Origin of the sequence: Streptosporangium sp. NPDC001681 (assembly GCF_040298085.1) — a bacterium.
Taxonomy (GTDB): domain Bacteria; phylum Actinomycetota; class Actinomycetes; order Streptosporangiales; family Streptosporangiaceae; genus Streptosporangium.
Window position 1 is genome coordinate 48,617 of the sequence record NZ_JBEOZN010000026.1, and the last position, 17,712, is coordinate 66,328.

The following is a 17,712-nucleotide window of genomic DNA, read 5'->3' on the forward strand; positions in this document are numbered from 1 at the left end:
TCACGACTGTTTCCCGGTGATACGCCGGAACCTCATCCTGAGCCTGTCGAGCAGCGGCTTCTGCCCCGGCCCGCTCCTGTCACGCGGGCTCTTCTCGCGCTCTTCCCCGTTCCGCGCGGGCGCGTGGGCGTCTCGCCGGTGGCGTTCCGGCTCGGGCCCCTCCGGGTGTCCGGGAGCCGCCACGCCGGTGCTCGCCGTACCGGGGACCTGGGGGAGGGGGGCCGACTCGCCGGAATCCGGCGCGGTGAGGGCCGCGGGGCGGGGGCGCCGCGCCCGTCGCAGGTCGGACAGGGCCTCGGCGGCGTCCGGGCGCTTGTGCGTCGCGTGGTCGCGCATGCGCCGGAGCAGGTCCATGATCTCGGCGGACGCCTCACTGGAAGCGGGTTCGGCGTCGGGATTGGCCGGTGGGAGCTCCCCTGTCAGCAGTTGGAAGGCGATCACCCCGGCCGCGTACACGTCGGAGGCGGCGGTCATCCGCTCGGGCATGGCCTGGCACTCGGGGGCCGCGTAGTGGGTGTCGAGCACGTTGGGCAGTTCGTTGGCGACGGTGTGCGCGCGGGGACCGGGCTTGGCGTAGTCGAACCCGGTGAGCATCGCCCGGCCGTTCTCCGTCACCAGCACGCACGCGGGACTGAGCGCCCGGTGGATCACGTTGTTGGCGTGCACGTGGGCCAGGCCCAGCAGCATGTCCTCCACCACGTCCAGCCGGGCGGCGGTGGAGAGCGTGCGGGGGGAGGCGGTGAGGTGCAGGTGCAGCGCCTGACCGTGCACGTCGTCGAGGACCAGCACGAACCGGCTCTCGTCGTCGATGGCGAAGAAGTCACGGGCGCGCACCACGCACGGGTGCGCCGGGATCCTGGTGAGAGCCTGATAGGCGTTGGTGATCAGCCGCCGTTCGGCCGCCCTCGGCTCCTCCTCCGCCAGAGGGTCGGCCCGGTAGACGCGCAGCAGAACCGTCTCGCTGCCGGGAACCGTCGCGTTGATCGCGCGATACTCGGTGACCCGGTTGTCGCCGCCCAGCTGCTCCTCCACCTCCCAGCTGCCGAACCGCGGCGGCGCCGTGGAGCGTCGCACGCTCCCGTTGAGCGCCTCAATGATCGCGGTGCCGTACGGCGCGGTGTCCGTGGTGTGGCCGCGTCTGACGCGGGAGGCGTCACTCAGCGTGCCGACAAGCCCGGCCAGGTCGGTGACGTGGCGTGAGTCGCGGCCGGCCGGGTCGACCAGCTCCGCGTCGGCCCCGGTGAGCACCACCAGGCTGTCGACGTAGACCCGGTCCAGCTCGCGCCGTTCCTGGGTGAGCAGCCCCTTGAGCGCGCGCCCGTTGCCGCGCAGCTTGGCGACAGGGGAGCCGAACGCCTCCCGCCGCAGCGGGAACCAGCGGTTCCCCGCGACCTCGATCCTGCCCCGGGTGCCCTTGACGTCGATGACGCAGAGCGAGTGACCGGTCAGGACGATCACGTCCACCTCGAAGGTGTCGTCGCCGCGGGGCACCTCGATGTTGTGCAGCAGTAGCCAGTCTGGCGGGGCGCTGTCTCGCAGGTGTGCGATGACCCGTCGCTCGGCGTCGTTGACCGGGCTTCCGCCGCCGACGATCTGTGCCATCTCTAGCGTGCCGCCTTCCTGATCGTGCTCATCGTGCCACGCAGTATCTCAAGAGGCTCATCTTCGCCCGTACCTTTACTTTTCCACCACTCGGACACGCGGGCCTCCCTATGATCATGGCCTAGTCCTGGCCGGGAGACGTGATCGACGTGTCCGGCACGTCAGGGGTGCGGGCGGTGCCGCCGTTCCTGCGGGGCGTGGTCGTGGGGCGGTGTTACCCCTGGGGCTCCCGTGAACACCGCCGCCGGACGGATGTTTGCCGCGGTGGGACAGGGTAGGCGTCCTTTCCTGTAGGGGAGGAGGCAGTCCATGGTCAACACCAAGGAGTCACTGCCGACGTCCGAGCTGATCCGGCAGATGTCGGAGCAGGTCTCGCGTCTGGTCAGGGACGAACTCCGTCTGGCCAGGGCGGAACTGACGGAAAAGGGCAAGCACGCCGGAATCGGCGCGGGGCTGTTCGGCGGGGCGGGAGTCGTGGCCCTGTTCGGGACGGGCTCCCTGGTCGCCGCGGTGATCCTGCTCCTCGCGTACGTGATGCCCGCCTGGGTGGCCGCGGCGGTCGTGGGCGTGGTGCTGCTGGCCCTGGCCGGTGTGCTCGGGTTCTCCGGCAAGCACCAGGTCGCCGAGGCGTCCCCGCCGACTCCCGCGCGGACCATCGAGAGCGTCAGGGACGACATCTACGCGGTGAAGGAGAGGGCCCACCGATGACTGAGACAGACCCGGGCGGACCCGACCGGTCCCGGGCCGAGGCGGGGATCACCGGATCCCGGAGGAAAAGGGTCGGTGCCCCGATAACGCCGGACGAGAGAGAGTCGCTGAACATCCCGCCGAAGCAGCCGTACGGCACGCCCGGCGAGGATCTCGGCGTTCCGGAGTCCGAGCGCGACGGCACGCCCCGGCTCGCGGAGAACGCGGCCGCCGACGTCGCACCCTACGTCGACACCGGTGTCGGCGAGACGAAGACCGGCAAGATCATCACAAAAGACGAGAGCGACGTGGAAACCGTGCGGCGGGACATCGAGGACGCCCGCCGCGAACTTGGCGACACTGTGGAGGCACTGGTGCACAAGACCGATGTGAAGGGCCGTTTTCAGGAGACCGCCGCCCATGTGGGGGAGGACCTGCGCAAGGCGAGAGCGGCGACCGCCACCACCGCCACCGAGATGGTCGAGCGTGTGAAGGAGGCGGCTCCCGAGGTCGTCGGCCGGGTCAAGGAGGTGACCCCCGCCGAGATCAAGGACGCGGCGGAGAAGGTCACGGCCGAGGCGGGCAAGCGCCCCGTTCTGACGATCGCGGCGGTGGCCGCGTTCGCCCTGGTTGTCTTCCGGGTCCTGCGGAGAGGAAAAAAGAGGTAGCCGTCCGGCGACACCGGCAGGGCCGCCCCCGACGATTCACGGGAGGCGGCCCGAAGCCCTCGAAACCGTCTTGGGGCCCTCGGGCTGACCGGCCGGTGGGGTGCTCCGAGCGGCCCTCGGCACCGCCGGGAACGACGCGAACCGCCGGATCTCCGGAGATCCGGCCAATACCCGTGCGCCCAGGCGAGCCAAACTCATGTCTGCCGGGGTAATCTGACCGTTTCCGGGCGGGCGGCGGACCCCCTCCTCTCCGCCTGCCCGGACCTTCCCGCCGCCGATGTGTCGCGAAACCGCCTTCGCTCCGCCCGGACCTTCACATCGGCCTTCACCGGCCAGGCCGCGTTTTCATAGCGAAAGGCGAAGTATCCGGACTCGGGCACATGCGTGCCCCGAGCGCATGTAGCGTTCTCGGGGCAGGACAACAAGGGAGGTCTCATGCGTCATGCTCTCGGGATCGCCGCAGGCCTCGCTCTCATCGCGGCGGCCCTCTCCCCGATGCCCCAGGCCCAGGCCAGTTGCGTCAGCGTGACCGGGAAATGCCAGGCCAGACCACTGATCGGTATCGAGGTGGCGGCCAGGGTCACGCCCCCCGCGGCCCCGAGCGGGCAGGTCTCCTACACCCTTGACTACTCCATGACCCTGACCCCGTCCTTCGCCCCCTACTGGGGCACCTTCTGGGTGGGGGGCCGCTTTCCCGCGGGGCGGGGCCCCACCAGGGCGGTGCTGCTCGACGCCGCCGGCAAGCGGGTCGCCGTCCTGCGCTGCCGCGAGCACTCCGACGGTGTCTGGTGCGCCGCGGGCAGCCACATCCCGTACCGGGGAAGGGTCGTTCTCACCGCCCGCACCGGGGGCAAGGGGGTGACCAGACTCGGTTTCGACAGTTTCGAAGCGCTTGACCGCAAGGAGTCCGAGCGGCGCTTCAGCCGGCGGGAGGCGCGCGAGAGATTCTGTAACCACCGTTTCACCGCGACCGTCACCACGACGCCGGACTCCTGAGGAGGCGAGTTGAACGCCGCACTGACCGGTGTGCACCACCTCAAGATCTGGGTGAGTGACCTGGAGCGGAGCCGCTCCTGGTACGAACGCGTCCTGGGGCTGGAGCACCACACCGGCTTCGCGGACGAGGACGGCGTGATCAGGGGCATGAGCTTCAAGGTCCCCGGCGCCGCCTTCCAGATCGCGCTGCGCCAGAACCCGGACCTGGCCAGGGCGCTCTTCGACGCCGACCCCTTCGCGCTCCAGGTCACCCTCTCCGGGCTCGACGCCTGGGTCGCCCACCTCGACGACCTCGGCATCCCGCACAGCCCGATCATCAGGGCCTCCTCCGGCCACGCGCTGGGTTTCGTCGACCCCGACGGCGTCCAGATCCGGCTGTACGCTCCGGACGAGGAGGTCCATGCCGCCCAGGTGGGCCCGGAAGGCGTCTACCGATCAGGCCCGGCCCCCGGCTTCGCCCCCGGGCGGGACGGGGCCTGAGAGGCCCGTCTGCCGGAGTGGCGGCAGGCCCGGCGCGGCCGTGCCGAGCGGGATCCTTCCCGTGATCGCCGGAAGGTTCCGGCGGGGGCCCGTGGTCCCGGCCGGGACGGTGCGAGATCATGTCCTTGCGCCACCTGGTGAAGTATCTCCCGCGGGCCAGGACCGGCCCGCTCCCCCTCCGCGGGACCGCTTTTCCGGAAAGGACCTCGTGATGGACTTCGAGCTCAACGAGGAACAGCAGCTGTTCCGCCGGACCCTGCGGGAGTACGTCGACAAGGAGATCGTGCCGGTCGCCCCGGAGTGGGAGCGGACCGGCCGTTACCCCACGGAGATCGTCGAGGGCTTCAAACGGATGGGGCTGTTCGGGATCACGATCCCCGAGGAGTACGGCGGGCTGGCCCTGGACCGGGTGTCGTTCGCCCTGGTCTTCGAGGAGATCGCGCGTGGCTGGATGGGCGTGGCCGGGGTGCTCGGCTCGCACTCCCTGGCCGCCTGGATGATCGCCGCTTACGGCACGGCGGAGCAGCGAAGCGGCTACCTCCCGGACCTGGCCACCGGTGTCCGCCGCACCGGCATCGCGCTGACCGAGCCGGCGGCCGGCACCGACCTGCAGGGCATCCAGACGCGGGCCGTCCGCGACGGCGACCACTACGTGATCAACGGCACCAAGACGTGGATCACCAACGCCCGGCACGCCGACCCGATGCCCGTGCTGGTCAAGACCTCGCTCACCGACCCCGCGCACCGAGGCATGTCCCTCATCCTGGTCGAGGCGGGAACTCCCGGTTACACGGTCAGCCGCGACCTGCCCAAGCTCGGCTACAAGGGCACCGAGACCTGCGAGATCGTGCTGCAGGACGTGCGCGTCCCGGCCTCGGCGCTGCTCGGCGGGGTCGAGGGACGGGGCATGCAGCAGGCGCTGTCCGCCCTGGAACTCGGCCGGGTCAACATAGCGGCCCGCGCCGTCGGCGTCTCCCAGTGCGCCTACGACGCCGCGCTGAGCTACTCGCGCGAGCGCCACGCCTTCGGCCGGCCCATCTCCGACTTCCAGGCCATCCAGCTCAAGCTCGCGGACATGGCCACCGACATCCAGGCGGCCCGGCTGCTGACCTACTGGGCGGCGGTCCGCTCCGAGAACGGCGCGGTGAACTCCGAGGCCGCGATGGCCAAGTACTTCGCGTCCGAGGTGGCGCTGCGCACCACCATGGAGGCGATGCGGATCCACGGCGGCTACGGCTACTCCCAGGAGTTCGTCCTCGAACGCCTCTACCGCGACGCGCCCCTGATGGCCATCGGCGAGGGCACCAACGACATCCAGCGGATGGTCATCGCGAGATCCCTCATCTCGGGTACCGCTAAAGTCGGATGGTGATGCGATCTGCCCTTTATGTACCAGGTGACCAGCCCGAAAAACTCGCCAAGGCGCTCGGCAGGGGAGCCGACAGTCTGATCGTGGATCTTGAGGACGCGGTCCTGCCCGTGCACAAGGCGGCGGCCCGCGCGACTGTCGCCGCGTGGCTGCGCGAGCTCGGCCCCGACAACCCCGAGATCTACGTACGGATCAATCCCGGCGCGGCCGGACACGACGACCTGCGGGCGGTCGCCCTGCCCGGGGTGCGCGGGGTCTGCGTGGCCAAGACCGAGTCGGCCGCCGAACTGGAGGCCGTCGATGCCGTGCTGACCGCCGCCGAGGCGGCCCAGGGAGTGCCGGGCGGCTCCATCGTGGTGTGCCCCCTGCTGGAGAGTGCCGCCGCGATCCTGGCGGCCCCCGAGATCGCCAGGGCGCCCCGTGTCGCGCGCCTGCAGATCGGCGAGGCCGATCTCCGGGCGGACCTCGCGGTCGAGACCGGCCCCGACGAGTGTGAGCTGCTGTGGGCTCGCTCCCAGGTCGTCCTGGCCTCGGCGGCGGCCCGACTCGCCCCGCCCCTCGCTCCGGTCAGCACCGACTTCCGCGACCTCGACGCCCTGCGCGTCTCCACCCTCGCCCTGAAACGCCTCGGCTTCCGTGGCAGAGCCTGCATCCACCCGGCCCAGCTGGCCGTCGTCAACGAGGTGTTCACCCCCTCGGAGGAAGAGCTCGACCGGGCTCGTGACCTGATCGCCCGCTTCGAGGCATCCGGATCAGGTGTCGTCACCGACGCCAGGGGCCAGATGGTCGACGAGGCGGTGGTAAGGGCCGCCCGCCGCCTCCTATCCTGACGTGATGCCAGATGAACGGTGTCTGTTCTGCGCCATCGCGGCGGGGGAGCGCCCGGCCCACGTCGTCGTCTCCGACGGCGTGGCCGTGGCCTTCCTGGACACGCGTCCGGTCTTCAAAGGCCACGTCCTGGTGGCCCCGCTGACCCACGTCGAGACGCTGGCGGACCTGCCGGCGCCGATGGTCGGCCCGTTCTTCGAACGCGTCCGGGCCGTCGCCGTCGCCGTCGAGCGGGGCCTGGCGGCGGCCGGCACGTTCGTCGCGACGAACAACCGCGTCAGCCAGAGCGTCCCGCACCTGCACGTCCACGTGGTCCCCCGTAACCACAAGGACGGCCTGCGCGGCTTCTTCTGGCCCCGTACGAGATACGACGACCCCGCCGAGGCCGAGACCTACGCCCGCCGCGTCCGCGAGGCCCTGCCGACCTCCTGAAACGCCTGACCGCCTCCGGCCTCGGGGATGGCGGCGAGGAGACCCGCGCGGCCATGATGGTCGGGTGGAGGTGGTGAGACGTGGGGGAGACGCCCGCGATGGCGCCGGGAACCGGGCCACTCGCACCCGGCTTCAACGGGATCGATCCGGAGCTGATGCGAGGCTTCATCACCGACCTGGAACGGGCCGGACAGGCCATCGCCGAGCACGCCGAGGCCATCCGCAGGGAACTGGCCGCGGTTGACCTCCCCGCAGCCTCGCTCACCCAGGTCAGGGAGATCGGCGGCTGGGCAGAGGAACAGCTGCCCCGGCTCCGGCGGCGGGTGGAGACCATCACCGCCACCCCCGCCATGCTCCTCGGAGGCGGGCTGAGCGGATATCAGGAGGGTGCTCTCCTCGCCCCGGCGGAGGCCCGGCGTCAGGGGACGGACCTGGGCGAGCGCTTCGCCGGCATCGACCTCGACGAGTTCTCCGTCTTCGGTCCGTACGCCTCGGACCGGATGGCCGCGCTCGTCGAGGAACTGAAGGCTCACCGGCACGACGCCGACTTCACCGCCTCCTTCTTCGCCGCCCTCGGCACCAGGGGCACCCGCGCGCTCGGTGAACGGCTCCGCCGTCTGGCCGACGACGAGGAAGCGGTCAGCGTCGCGGGAACGGCCTTCGCCACCGCGGTCGCGGGCGGTGCCAAGGTGCCGGGATTCGCCAGGGTCGTCGAGGCCGTGGAGAAGGCCGATGCCCTGGACGACGTCTCCGACCTGCTGAGTCACGGCCGCTACCCGGCCGAGTGGCTGGCCGGGATCGTCTCCCCCGCGCTCCTCGCCGGCAGCGGGGTCGGCGTGACCACCCTGGGCAGGCTCATGGGCGCCCTGGGCAACAACCCCGCCGCCGCCCGCCTCGCGATCAGCTCGGCCACCGATCTCAGTCCGGTTCCGGCCTCCGTGAAGTCGCCCTTCGGGGTCCTTTCGAATTCTCCGCAGTCATGGAAGGCCAGGCCCGCGCTGGCCGCCTTCCTCGAAGCGCTCAATGAGCGGGCCGGCAGGACGCCTGAATCTGCTGCCGGGTTCGGGCGGATGCTGGCCGCTGCCTCCGGTGCCTACGACGAGCCGCAGGGAAAGCACAGCGGCGAGGCCGCCTTCTTCGCGTACACGGTGATGACCACCGCCGACGGGTGGCGGCTGGGCGACGCCACCCGGCCACATCTGTCGGAGATCGCCGGCTCCTACGCTCCAGAGATCACTCTGGGCGCCGACATCGGTGACGCTGATATGACCAAGGACAGCGCCCTGCGACTCACCCCCGGGCCCTTCGAACCGACCACCGTCCCCGGCCTGCGCGGCGCCTTCCGGCTCAGCCCCGAGGACACCTTCCGCTTCCTCACCACCTTCACCGCGACCCCCCAGAGCCGGGCTCCCTTCGAAACCGGCATGGGCGCGCTCACCGAGCGACTGCTCCCCGAGGCCTCGCGCCTGGTCAGGAGCACCAAGGATGTCACCGCCCTGGACAACCTGTTCACCGTCCTTGGAAACGTTCGAGGCTTCGAACTGGCCGCCGCGACCCGGGTGCTGAAACCCGTGGACGAGGCCGTGAAGGACGCCGACGACGCGGAGAGCCTGATACTCGGCACCGTCATGGGAGGGCTCGGCCTGATCCATCCCATCTCTCTTTTCGCCCGCACCTGGACGGCGCTCTCCACGGGGGTGGCCGCGGGCGACACCTACAGTCCCGACCCGGAGGAGGAGGTGGCCAAACTCCGCGAAATGGACGGTGCTGAAACCTTGGGCCGCCAGTACGCGGTGGCCCGACTTCTCATGCGACAGGGCTTCACCCCTCAGGTCGCGCCATCCAACAGGGCCATCACCGATGCGAACGGAAACCTGCGTCCTTTCAGTGAGATCGCCAAACAGGGCGATGCCGGCATGAAGGCGCTTGAGCAGTGGTTCATCGACAACGGCATGGGTGGTCACGGCAAACTCAGTCTTGGACCACTGAGCATCGCGCTTGCGGGTCGCTTTGACGGACGCAAGGACCCCAGCTTCCAGCGCGCGGGTCTCTATAAGAATAAGCTCACAACCGACTGAGGCACTTAGTCTCACCGCGCACCGCATATCGACCATTGGTCGAGGACTGTAATATCAAAGACGTCCTGGATGACTCGTCGACTACTGTCATGGGATCGTTGATGTCATCAGGGTCACCAATGCTGACAAGTTCGTAATTCGCCACGCGCTTCGAAGCGCTGACCATCATCTCGTTGAGACCGTTCGCTTGGCGTTCAGGTGCGATATCTTGGCCGGTTGCCGCGAAGGTGCGTTTGGCTCTGCCCTCCCCGCAGGAGATATCCTTTCCGCCTGGATCGGTGATCTGGATATTTTTGGCATTCACTTCTTCGAGAAGCTTTAAAATATGCGCTTTGAGGGTTTCCCCCGCTTCGGCGGCCGTGGGTTGCTTCTCGCCGCAGGCGGTCAGGGACAGGGTGGCCAGCAGGAACATGGCGCCAAGCCGTACGGGGAAACTGCGGGCGGAACGAGGCATCGAATCTCCTTCGAAGCACTGGCCGACTGAGCGCACGATCTCATATCGTCCGGGTGAGCGCACAGGCCATACCGGAGGAAGACTGATTCGGAAGGCGGCACGGATGGTTTCCGGGCCCGAGGGCATGGTTCCCAATCCCCGGCGTGCGGAACTGCAACGTGCCCTGGCGCGGGTACGGACGCACGCCGCGCAGTTGGAGGCGGCACTTGATCCGCCCCACACCTCGTTCACCGGTAGGGCGGTCTGGGTCGGGCCGACGGCGCGGGCGTTCGCCGCAGAACTGGCCGGGCGCCGCAGCCGGCTCCGGACACTTGTCCAGCGGATCGTCGAAGACCTTGAGGCGGAGCTCCGTGCCACCCCCGAGAGGACGGCTCGCCCATCGAGCGCGCGTTGACATGGGGCCACGTCGTTCCCCGGCAGGCAGGTCGTACGGCAAGTGCTGACCGGAGCGGCGCACGCCATTGTCTTTCAAGGACAGGTCCGGGCGTTCGGTGAAACCTGTCAAGGTATTTGATCTACAGTGTAAAGGCGTTCGGGATGGCTGTGCATTCATATGGGTGGAGATGTCTCAGTGCACCCTGAGGCCGCCACGAAGTGGACCCTGCCGCTGTTCTGACCGGATACGGAAGGTCGGTGTGATCCGCATGGGCCGGGCGCGGGTGGGGCTGGGCGTATAAGGTCCGGAGCGTGGAACCCGTCATCGCCGTGTTGCTGGTCGTCGCCCTGATCGGGGTACCCGCCCTGGTGCTGTGGCGGGTGTTGCGAGGGCGCAGGGAACTGGGCAGCAGCCCGGCCGAGCGGGCCACGTTCGAGACCCTGCACACCGCCTCCCTCGCCGCGCCACCGCTGCGGGCCGGGCTGACCGAGGCGGGGGCGCAGAAGGCGTCCCGGCACCTGCGGGAACTGCTGGGCTCCCCGGCGCTGGCGGTCACCGACGAGGAGAGGCTGCTGGTCTACGACGGCGAGGGCGACGACCATCACGCCCGTGAGGCGTTCACCCACGCCGCCAAGACGCTCGCCGGGGGCCGGACCCGGGTTCTCGGCCCCGAGGTCGTCTGGTGCGACCTTCCCGAGTGTCCGATCAGGTTCGCCGTGGTGGTGCCGCTGACCACCGACGGGCGGGTGGTCGGTTCCCTGGCCGCGTACGGCGGGCACGCCTCGGCGGGGCTGGTCAGGGCCGCCCATGAGGTGGCGAACTGGGTCGACTCGCAGCTGGAGTTGGCCGAACTCGACAGGTCCAGGACACGCCTGATGGAGGCCGAGGTCCGGGCGCTGCGCGCGCAGATCTCCCCGCACTTCATCTACAACTCGCTGACGACCATCGCCAGCTTCGTCCGTTCCGACCCCGACCGCTCCCGTGAGCTGCTGCTGGAGTTCGCCGACTTCACCCGTTACTCCTTCCGGCGGCACGGGGAGTTCACCACGCTGGCCGAGGAACTGCGTTCCATCGACCGTTACCTCACCCTGGAACGTGCCCGCTTCGGCGACCAGCTTCAGGTGACGCTGCGCATCGCCCCGGAGGTGCTCGCGGTCGCGGTGCCGTTCCTGTGCCTGCAGCCGCTGGTGGAGAACGCGGTCCAGCACGGGCTGGAGAGCAAGCCCGGGATAGGGCGCATCTCGATCGTCGCCGAGGACGCCGGGGCGGAATGCCGGATCAGCGTGGAGGACGACGGTGTCGGCATGGAGCCGGATCGCCTGCGCCGCATCCTGGCCGGTGACGCCGACGAGCGCTCGGGGGCGGGAGGAGTGGGACTGGTCAATGTGGACGAGCGGTTGCGCCAGGTCTACGGGGACGAGTACGGCCTGGTGGCGGAGACGGCCAGGGGGGCGGGGACGAAGGTCAGCGTCCGCCTGCCGAAGTACCACCCGGGTGTCTCCGTCCGTTGAACCGTGCCCGATCAGCCGCTCCGCTCGCGGTCGGGCTCCTTCCGCGCTCTGCCCGTCCGCCCGTCGGGATCACCCCCGCCGGTCCGTCCGCCCGGCCATCGGGCTCTCCGGTCTGACCGGACGCCCATGCCGGATCGAGTCTTCTCCCGAATATGAAAAAGTTGACAGGCGATGTCTAATTCATCACCCTCTAGAAATTCCCACGTGAACGACCTGGAGGAGTGACCGTGACCGGCCTGCGTGTCCTTGCGGTGGACGACGAGCTTCCCGCGCTGGAGGACCTGGCCTACCTGCTCCGGGACGACCCCCGCATCGGAGAGGTCTCCCTGGCCAGGGACGGGGCCGCCGCGCTGCGTGTTCTGGACCGGGCGATCGCCGATGGGCGGCCGATCGACGCGGTCTTCCTCGACATCCGGATGCGCGGTCTGGACGGGGTGGTGCTCGGCCGTCTGCTCTCGCAGTTCGCCAACCCGCCCCGGGTGGTCTTCGTGACGGCCTACGAGGAGCACGCGGTGGACGCCTTCGAGATCAAGGCGGAGGACTACCTGCTCAAGCCGGTGCGGCCGGAGCGGCTGGCCGAGGCCATCCGGCGGGTGTTCGTCTCGGCGGAGCTGCCGGAGAGCGAGGGTGCGGGCCGTACCGACCCCGATACCATCCCGGTCGAGCTCGGCGGTGTCACCAGGTTCGTGGCCAGCACCGAGGTCCGCTATGTCGAGGCACAGGGTGACTATGCCCGCCTGCACACCGCGGGCGGCAGTCACCTCGTGCGCATCTCGCTGGCCACGTTGGAGGAGCGCTGGTCGTTGGCGGGTTTCGTCCGGGTGCACCGCAGCCACCTGGTCGCGGTCAAGCACATCGACGAGTTGCACATTGACTCGGGCCGGTGTGTGGTCCGCATCGGTGAGACCGAGATCCCGGTCAGCCGCCGTCACACCCGCGAGCTGCGCGACCTCCTGGTCCGCCGGGCGCGCAAGGGCAGGCCGGAATGAGCCGCGACCCAGGGGCCAGGGAGGAGGCCGAGCCGCGCCGGTGGATCACTGACCGGTCGCGCAGGGATTCCGAGCGGTCGCGTAAGGAGCCCGACCGTTCGCGCAGGGAGTCCGAGCGGCCGCGGCGCGAGGTGGTGACCAGTCCTCGCACCATGGCTCCCCGCCATCCCCGCTACCCGGTAACCCGGGAGATCGACGAGCAGACCCGGCTGGGCGAGATCTACATGCACTCGCTGGTCCGTACTCAGTTTCGGCTGGCCCTGTTCGTCTGCACGGTGCTGGGGTGTGTGGTGGTGGGGTTGCCGTTGCTGTTCCTGCTGGTGCCCGAGCTGCACGCGGTCCGCCTGCTGGGGATCCCGTTGCCCTGGGCGGTGCTGGCCGGTCTGATCTATCCGGCGTTCGTGATCGGTGCCTGGCTCTATGTCCGGCAGGCGGAGCGGAACGAGCGCCACTTCGCCGAGTTGGTGGACAGGGCCCGTTGACCCCCGTCCAGGGCCAGGAGCCCGAGGTCTCCATGCCGGGAGGCATCAGATGAGCACCGCGTACGGTGTGACGGCGGTCGTGCTGGTGGTGCTGGCCGCGGTGCTGATCGGTGCCTTCGGGATCCGGCTGTCGCGGACCACCTCCGACTTCTACGTCGCCTCCCGCACGGTCTCCCCGCTGTGGAACGCCTCGGCCATCGGCGGGGAGTACCTGTCGGCTGCGAGCTTCCTGGGTGTCGCCGGGCTGATCCTCACCTACGGCGCGGACATGCTCTGGCTGCCGGTCGGCTGGACGGGCGGTTATCTGGTGTTGCTCGTGCTGGTCTCGGCTCCGTTGCGTCGTTCGGGCGCCTATACGCTGCCTGACTTCGCCGAGGCGCGGCTGGAGTCGATGGCGGTGCGGCGGATGGCCGGGGTGCTGGTCGTGCTGATCGGCTGGCTGTATCTGATGCCGCAGTTCCAGAGCGCGGGCCTGGTCCTGCGGGCCATCACCGGCGCCCCGGAGTGGGCGGGGGGTCTGCTGGTGGCGGCCGTGGTCGCGGTGAACGTGATGTCGGGCGGCATGCGGTCGATCACGTTTGTGCAGGCCTTCCAGTACTGGCTGAAGCTCACGGCCCTGGCCGTGCCGCTGGTGTTCCTGTTGCTGGCGTGGCGGAGTGGGGGGGCGCCGGGGCTGAGCGAGCGGGATGTGGCCACCTGGGCGCTGCCGCTCTCCAGCGGCAGGGAGTACGGTCTCTACTCGACCTACTCGCTGATCCTGGCCACGTTCCTGGGCACCATGGGGTTGCCGCACGTGCTGGTCCGCTTCTACACCAACCCCGACGGCCGGGCCGCCCGTCGCACGACGCTGGTGGTCCTGTCGTTGCTCGGCGCCTTCTACCTGTTGCCGGCTGTCTACGGCGCGCTGGGCAGGATCTACGTCCCGGAGTTGGAGGGCAGTGACACGGTGGTGCTCACGCTGCCGGGACGGCTGATCGGCGGTGTGGCCGGCGATCTGCTGACGGCGCTGGTGACGGCTGGGGCGTTCGCGGCGTTCCTGTCGACCTCCTCCGGGCTGACGGTCTCGGTCGCCGGGGTCATCGGGCAGGACATTCTCAAGGGAGGGGTGCGGTCGTTTCGGGCTGCGGCGGTGCTCGCTGTGATCGTTCCGCTGGGCCTGGCGGCTCTGGCCCGCTCGTTGCCGGTCGCCGATGTCGTCGGCCTGGCGTTCGCGGTGGCGGCCTCCTCCTTCTGTCCGTTGCTGGTGCTGGGCATCTGGTGGCGCCGGCTGACTCCCGCCGGGGCGATGGCGGGACTGCTCGCCGGTGGTGGCCTGGCCTGCGGCGCGGTTCTGATGACGATCGGAGGGGGGCCTTATCCCGGTCTGGTGGGTGCCATGCTGGCCCAGCCCGCCGCGTGGACGGTGCCGATCGCCTTTCTCGTCATGGTGCTGGTCTCGCTGCTGACGCCGGGGCGCATCCCGCCGAACGTGGCCCGTACGATGGTGCGCCTGCATACCCCGGAGATCCTCAACCTGGACCGGGGTGACTGGCGGCCTCGCTCCTCCTGACGGGGCCGGGGTCTCCTCGGCGGCAACCGTTCGTCGCGCGAGACAGACCTTTCACCGCAAGCCACGTCCAGCTGAACGCGACGCGGCGGCGCCTCGGCGAAGAGTGTGCGAGCGGGTCTCCACGAAGGGTGGCGTCCCCTCCTACGTTGTCCGTGATCCAGATCACATCTGTGGGAGGTCTTGTGACCGCCAGGCAACATGACTCATCGGTCTACGAAGAGATTCAGGCCGGTGAACAGTTCCAGGAGTTGAAGAGGCGTTTTCGGGCCTGGGCGTTCCCGATGACCGCGGCGTTCCTCGGGTGGTACCTGCTCTATGTCGTCCTTTCCGGCTGGGCACGTGACTTCATGGGCACGAAGGTCCTGGGCAACATCAACGTGGCGCTGATCTTCGGTCTGCTCCAGTTCGTGTCGACGTTCGGGATCGCCTGGGCCTACTCCCGTTTCGCCGAGAAGAAGCTCGACCCGCTGGCTGACGAGATCCGTCACCAGGCCGAGGGGAAGACCGAATGAGCCACCAGACCCTGTCCACGATCCTGTTCCTGCTCTTCGTCGCGGGAACGCTGGGGATCACCTTCTGGGCCAGCCGCAACACCAAGGACGCCACCGACTTCTACGCCGGTGGCCGGTCTTTCAGCGGCGTGCAGAACGGCCTCGCCATCGGTGGCGACTACATGTCGGCCGCGAGCTTCCTGGGCATCGCCGGGATCATCGCCCTGTCGGGCTACGACGGCTTCCTGTACTCGATCGGCTTCCTGGTGGCCTGGCTGGTGGCGCTGCTGCTGGTCGCCGAGTTGATGCGCAACTCCGGCAAGTTCACCATGGCCGACGTGCTGGCCTTCCGGATGAGCCCTCGCCCGGTCCGTACCGCGGCGGGTGTTTCCACCATCACGGTGTCGATCTTCTACCTGCTGGCCCAGATGGTCGGCGCGGGCGCGCTGGTCGGCCTGCTGCTCGGCGTCACCTCGCCGACGGGTAAGGCGCTCACGATCGTCGGCGTGGGTGTCCTGATGATCGTCTATGTGGTCGTCGGCGGTATGAAGGGCACCACCTGGGTGCAGATCGTCAAGGCGGTGCTGCTCATGGGCGGTGCCACCCTGGTCACCCTGCTAGTGCTCGGCCACTACGGTTTCAACCTGTCCGGCCTGCTCGGCGACGCCGCCGCGCAGAGCGACAAGGGCCAGGCGTTCCTCAACCCGGGTCTGAAGTACGGCACCGAGGCGCAGGGCATCGCGGGCAAGATCGACCTGATCAGCCTGGGGCTGGCGCTGGTGCTCGGCACCGCGGGCCTGCCGCACATCCTGATCCGCTTCTACACGGTCCCCACCGCGCGGGAGGCTCGCAAGTCCGTCCTGTGGGGCATCGGCATCATCGGCGTCTTCTATCTGCTGACCCTGGTGCTCGGTTTCGGCGCGGCGGCGCTGGTCGGTGGCAAGGCGATCACGGCACAGGACAAGGCGGGTAACACGGCGGCGCCGATGCTCGCCGAAGCGGTCGGCAAGACCATCTTCGGCGAGGTCGGAGGCACGATCCTGCTGGCCGTCATCGCGGCGGTCGCCTTCGCCACGATCCTGGCGGTCGTCGCCGGGCTGACACTGGCGTCGAGTTCCTCCTTCGCCCACGACCTGTATGCGCATGTGTTCAAGCGCGGCAACGTCACCGACAAGGAGGAGGTTCTGGTCGCCCGGATCTCGGCCTTCGTCATCGGCGCGGTCGCCATCGGGCTCGGCATCCTCGCCCAGGGGCAGAACGTGGCCTTCCTGGTCGCGCTCGCCTTCGCCGTGGCGGCCTCGGGGAACCTGCCCGCGATTCTCTACAGCCTGTTCTGGAAGCGGTTCAACACCGCGGGCGCGGTCTCGGCCATCTATGGCGGCCTGGTCTCCGCGTTGGTCCTGGTGATCTTCTCGCCGGTGGTCTCCGGCAGTGCCACCGCGCTGTTCCCCGATGCGAACTTCGCCTGGTTCCCGCTGAGCAACCCCGGCATCGTCTCGATCCCGCTCGGCTTCCTGGCCGGGTTCGTCGGCGCGCGGCTCAGCAAGGAGTACAGCGCCGGTAAGTACGCGGAGATCGAGGTCCGCTCGCTCACCGGCATCGGTGCCGAGCAGGCCGCTTCGCACCAGCCGGGCACCGAGGTCCGGCGGCAGCCCGGTACCGGCCCTGAGCTGGAGCCCAGCGCCGACTAGGTGCCGGCCCGGTACGGCTTTCGTACCCGGCGGGGTCCGGCCCACCACGGCCGGGCCCCGCCGGGTCCTTCTAGCGGGACGCCTCGTCCAGCAGGGCGAGCTCGTCCTCGGACAGTGTCAGGTCGGCGACCGCGAGCAGTGGTCGAAGTTGCTCGACGTTGCGGGCGCTGGCGATCGGCGTGGCCACTGTGGGCTGGGCGGCCAGCCAGGCGAGGGCGACGGTGGCCGGGGCGGCTCCGTGGGAGGCGGCGATCTTGTCCAGGGCGTCGAGCACCCTCGGCCCGCGCTCGGAGTGAAGATACTGCGCCGCCTGGCCCGCGCGGGGGCTGTCCACCGTGATCCCCGGCCGGTACTTGCCGGTCAGGAAGCCGCGGGCCAGGCCGAAGTACGGTGTGCTGGTCAGCCCGGCCTCGGCCACCACGTCTCGCAGCGCCCCCTCGTAGTCGCGCTCGAGAAGGTTGTAGTGCTGCTGCAGCACCCCGTACCGTGCCAGGCCGTCCCGTTCGGAGATCTCCAGCGCCTCCGTGAGCCGCTCGGCGCTGTAGTTCGAGGCGCCGATGTTGCGTACCTTGCCCTCGGTGACCAGGTCGTCGAACGCGCCGAGGGTCTCCTCCAGGGGGGTGGCCGCGTCGTCGATGTGGGCCCAGTACAGGTCGATGTAGTCGGTACGCAGCCGCCGGAGCGAGTCTTCGGCCGCCGCTCGGATGTTGGCCGCCGACAGCCCGGTGCGGCCGTTCAGTGAACCCACCTTGGTCGCCACCACGATCCGGTCACGGTTGCGGCGGGAGGCCATCCACTCGCCGATGACGGTCTCGGACTCCCCGCCGATGTGTCCGGGTGCCCATGCGGAGTAGACGTCCGCGGTGTCGAGGAAATTGCCGCCCGCCTCGGCATAGGCGTCCAGGACTGCGAAGGAGTCGTTCCGGTCCGCGGTCCAGCCGAATACGTTGCCGCCGAGACAGAGAGGAAACAGGTTCAGCTCAGAAAAGCTCATGGGCTAACTCTATTTCTCGAGTAATCGCGCGGGTG

Annotated in this window: 18 protein-coding genes; 15 read left to right on the forward strand and 3 right to left on the reverse strand. The window is 69.4% G+C overall.

What is annotated here, in order from left to right; all coding sequences use genetic code 11:
- Complete coding sequence (gene mads6, locus ABT130_RS14825) at positions 1–1,602, reverse strand: methylation-associated defense system protein kinase MAD6 (RefSeq protein ID WP_350955849.1); 1,602 nt, start codon at positions 1,600–1,602, stop codon at positions 1–3.
- 309 nt (positions 1,603–1,911) lie between these two features.
- On the opposite strand from mads6, the gene ABT130_RS14830 reads away from it, so the two are divergent.
- The 8 genes from ABT130_RS14830 (at position 1,912) to ABT130_RS14865 (ending at position 9,140) form a co-directional block, all read left to right on the forward strand.
- Entirely contained in the window at positions 1,912–2,310 is a 399-nt protein-coding gene (locus ABT130_RS14830; RefSeq protein WP_350928747.1) for a phage holin family protein, read from the forward strand.
- Complete coding sequence (locus ABT130_RS14835) at positions 2,307–2,957, forward strand: DUF3618 domain-containing protein (RefSeq protein ID WP_350928749.1); 651 nt, start codon at positions 2,307–2,309, stop codon at positions 2,955–2,957. The genes ABT130_RS14830 and ABT130_RS14835 overlap by 4 nt, the downstream gene beginning before the upstream one ends.
- A 435-nt stretch (positions 2,958–3,392) precedes the next feature.
- Positions 3,393–3,953 (forward strand): hypothetical protein, encoded by a 561-nt coding sequence (locus ABT130_RS14840; RefSeq protein WP_350955851.1) that lies wholly within the window; start codon positions 3,393–3,395, stop codon positions 3,951–3,953.
- 9 nt (positions 3,954–3,962) lie between these two features.
- Positions 3,963–4,433, forward strand: coding sequence for a VOC family protein (locus ABT130_RS14845; RefSeq protein WP_350955853.1), 471 nt, complete (start codon positions 3,963–3,965; stop codon positions 4,431–4,433).
- 211 nt (positions 4,434–4,644) lie between these two features.
- The gene (locus ABT130_RS14850) at positions 4,645–5,805 is read left to right on the forward strand and encodes an acyl-CoA dehydrogenase family protein (protein WP_350955855.1); all 1,161 of its coding nucleotides are present in this window, start codon (positions 4,645–4,647) and stop codon (positions 5,803–5,805) included.
- Positions 5,805–6,632, forward strand: a complete 828-nt coding sequence (locus ABT130_RS14855) for an HpcH/HpaI aldolase/citrate lyase family protein (RefSeq protein WP_350955857.1) — start codon at positions 5,805–5,807, stop codon at positions 6,630–6,632. Before ABT130_RS14850 ends, ABT130_RS14855 begins: the two co-directional genes overlap by 1 nt.
- A gap of 4 nt (positions 6,633–6,636) precedes the next feature.
- Entirely contained in the window at positions 6,637–7,062 is a 426-nt protein-coding gene (locus ABT130_RS14860; protein WP_350955859.1) for an HIT family protein, read from the forward strand.
- Between the two features lie 80 nt (positions 7,063–7,142).
- Positions 7,143–9,140, forward strand: coding sequence for a hypothetical protein (locus ABT130_RS14865; RefSeq protein ID WP_350955860.1), 1,998 nt, complete (start codon positions 7,143–7,145; stop codon positions 9,138–9,140).
- Here ABT130_RS14865 and ABT130_RS14870 read toward each other — a convergent pair.
- Positions 9,127–9,594, reverse strand: a complete 468-nt coding sequence (locus ABT130_RS14870) for a hypothetical protein (RefSeq protein ID WP_350955862.1) — start codon at positions 9,592–9,594, stop codon at positions 9,127–9,129. The two genes, ABT130_RS14865 and ABT130_RS14870, sit on opposite strands and share 14 nt — an antisense overlap.
- Before the next feature lie 103 nt (positions 9,595–9,697).
- On the opposite strand from ABT130_RS14870, the gene ABT130_RS14875 reads away from it, so the two are divergent.
- The 7 genes from ABT130_RS14875 to ABT130_RS14905 all read left to right on the forward strand — a co-directional run bounded on the left by ABT130_RS14875 (position 9,698) and on the right by ABT130_RS14905 (position 16,683).
- The gene (locus ABT130_RS14875; protein ID WP_350955864.1) at positions 9,698–9,988 is read left to right on the forward strand and encodes a hypothetical protein; all 291 of its coding nucleotides are present in this window, start codon (positions 9,698–9,700) and stop codon (positions 9,986–9,988) included.
- A 293-nt stretch (positions 9,989–10,281) separates the two neighbouring features.
- Positions 10,282–11,481 (forward strand): sensor histidine kinase, encoded by a 1,200-nt coding sequence (locus ABT130_RS14880; RefSeq protein WP_350928767.1) that lies wholly within the window; start codon positions 10,282–10,284, stop codon positions 11,479–11,481.
- Positions 11,482–11,708: 227 nt separating this feature from the next.
- Complete coding sequence (locus ABT130_RS14885; protein ID WP_211263913.1) at positions 11,709–12,470, forward strand: LytR/AlgR family response regulator transcription factor; 762 nt, start codon at positions 11,709–11,711, stop codon at positions 12,468–12,470.
- On the forward strand, positions 12,467–12,952 hold the full coding sequence (locus ABT130_RS14890; RefSeq protein WP_350928769.1) for a hypothetical protein: 486 nt from the start codon (positions 12,467–12,469) through the stop codon (positions 12,950–12,952). The genes ABT130_RS14885 and ABT130_RS14890 overlap by 4 nt, the downstream gene beginning before the upstream one ends.
- A 49-nt stretch (positions 12,953–13,001) precedes the next feature.
- Positions 13,002–14,501 carry a sodium/solute symporter gene (locus ABT130_RS14895; RefSeq protein WP_350955866.1) on the forward strand — a complete coding sequence of 500 codons (1,500 nt, stop codon included), beginning with the start codon at positions 13,002–13,004 and terminating at the stop codon, positions 14,499–14,501.
- Between the two features lie 182 nt (positions 14,502–14,683).
- Positions 14,684–15,013: a DUF485 domain-containing protein gene (locus tag ABT130_RS14900; RefSeq protein WP_030908181.1), complete on the forward strand. Its 330-nt coding sequence runs from the start codon at positions 14,684–14,686 to the stop codon at positions 15,011–15,013.
- Positions 15,010–16,683 (forward strand): monocarboxylic acid transporter, encoded by a 1,674-nt coding sequence (locus ABT130_RS14905; protein WP_350955868.1) that lies wholly within the window; start codon positions 15,010–15,012, stop codon positions 16,681–16,683. Before ABT130_RS14900 ends, ABT130_RS14905 begins: the two co-directional genes overlap by 4 nt.
- Positions 16,684–16,753: 70 nt before the next feature.
- On the opposite strand, the gene ABT130_RS14910 is transcribed toward ABT130_RS14905, so the two are convergent.
- Positions 16,754–17,677 carry an aldo/keto reductase gene (locus tag ABT130_RS14910; protein ID WP_350955870.1) on the reverse strand — a complete coding sequence of 308 codons (924 nt, stop codon included), beginning with the start codon at positions 17,675–17,677 and terminating at the stop codon, positions 16,754–16,756.
- Positions 17,678–17,712: the final 35 nt, after the last annotated feature.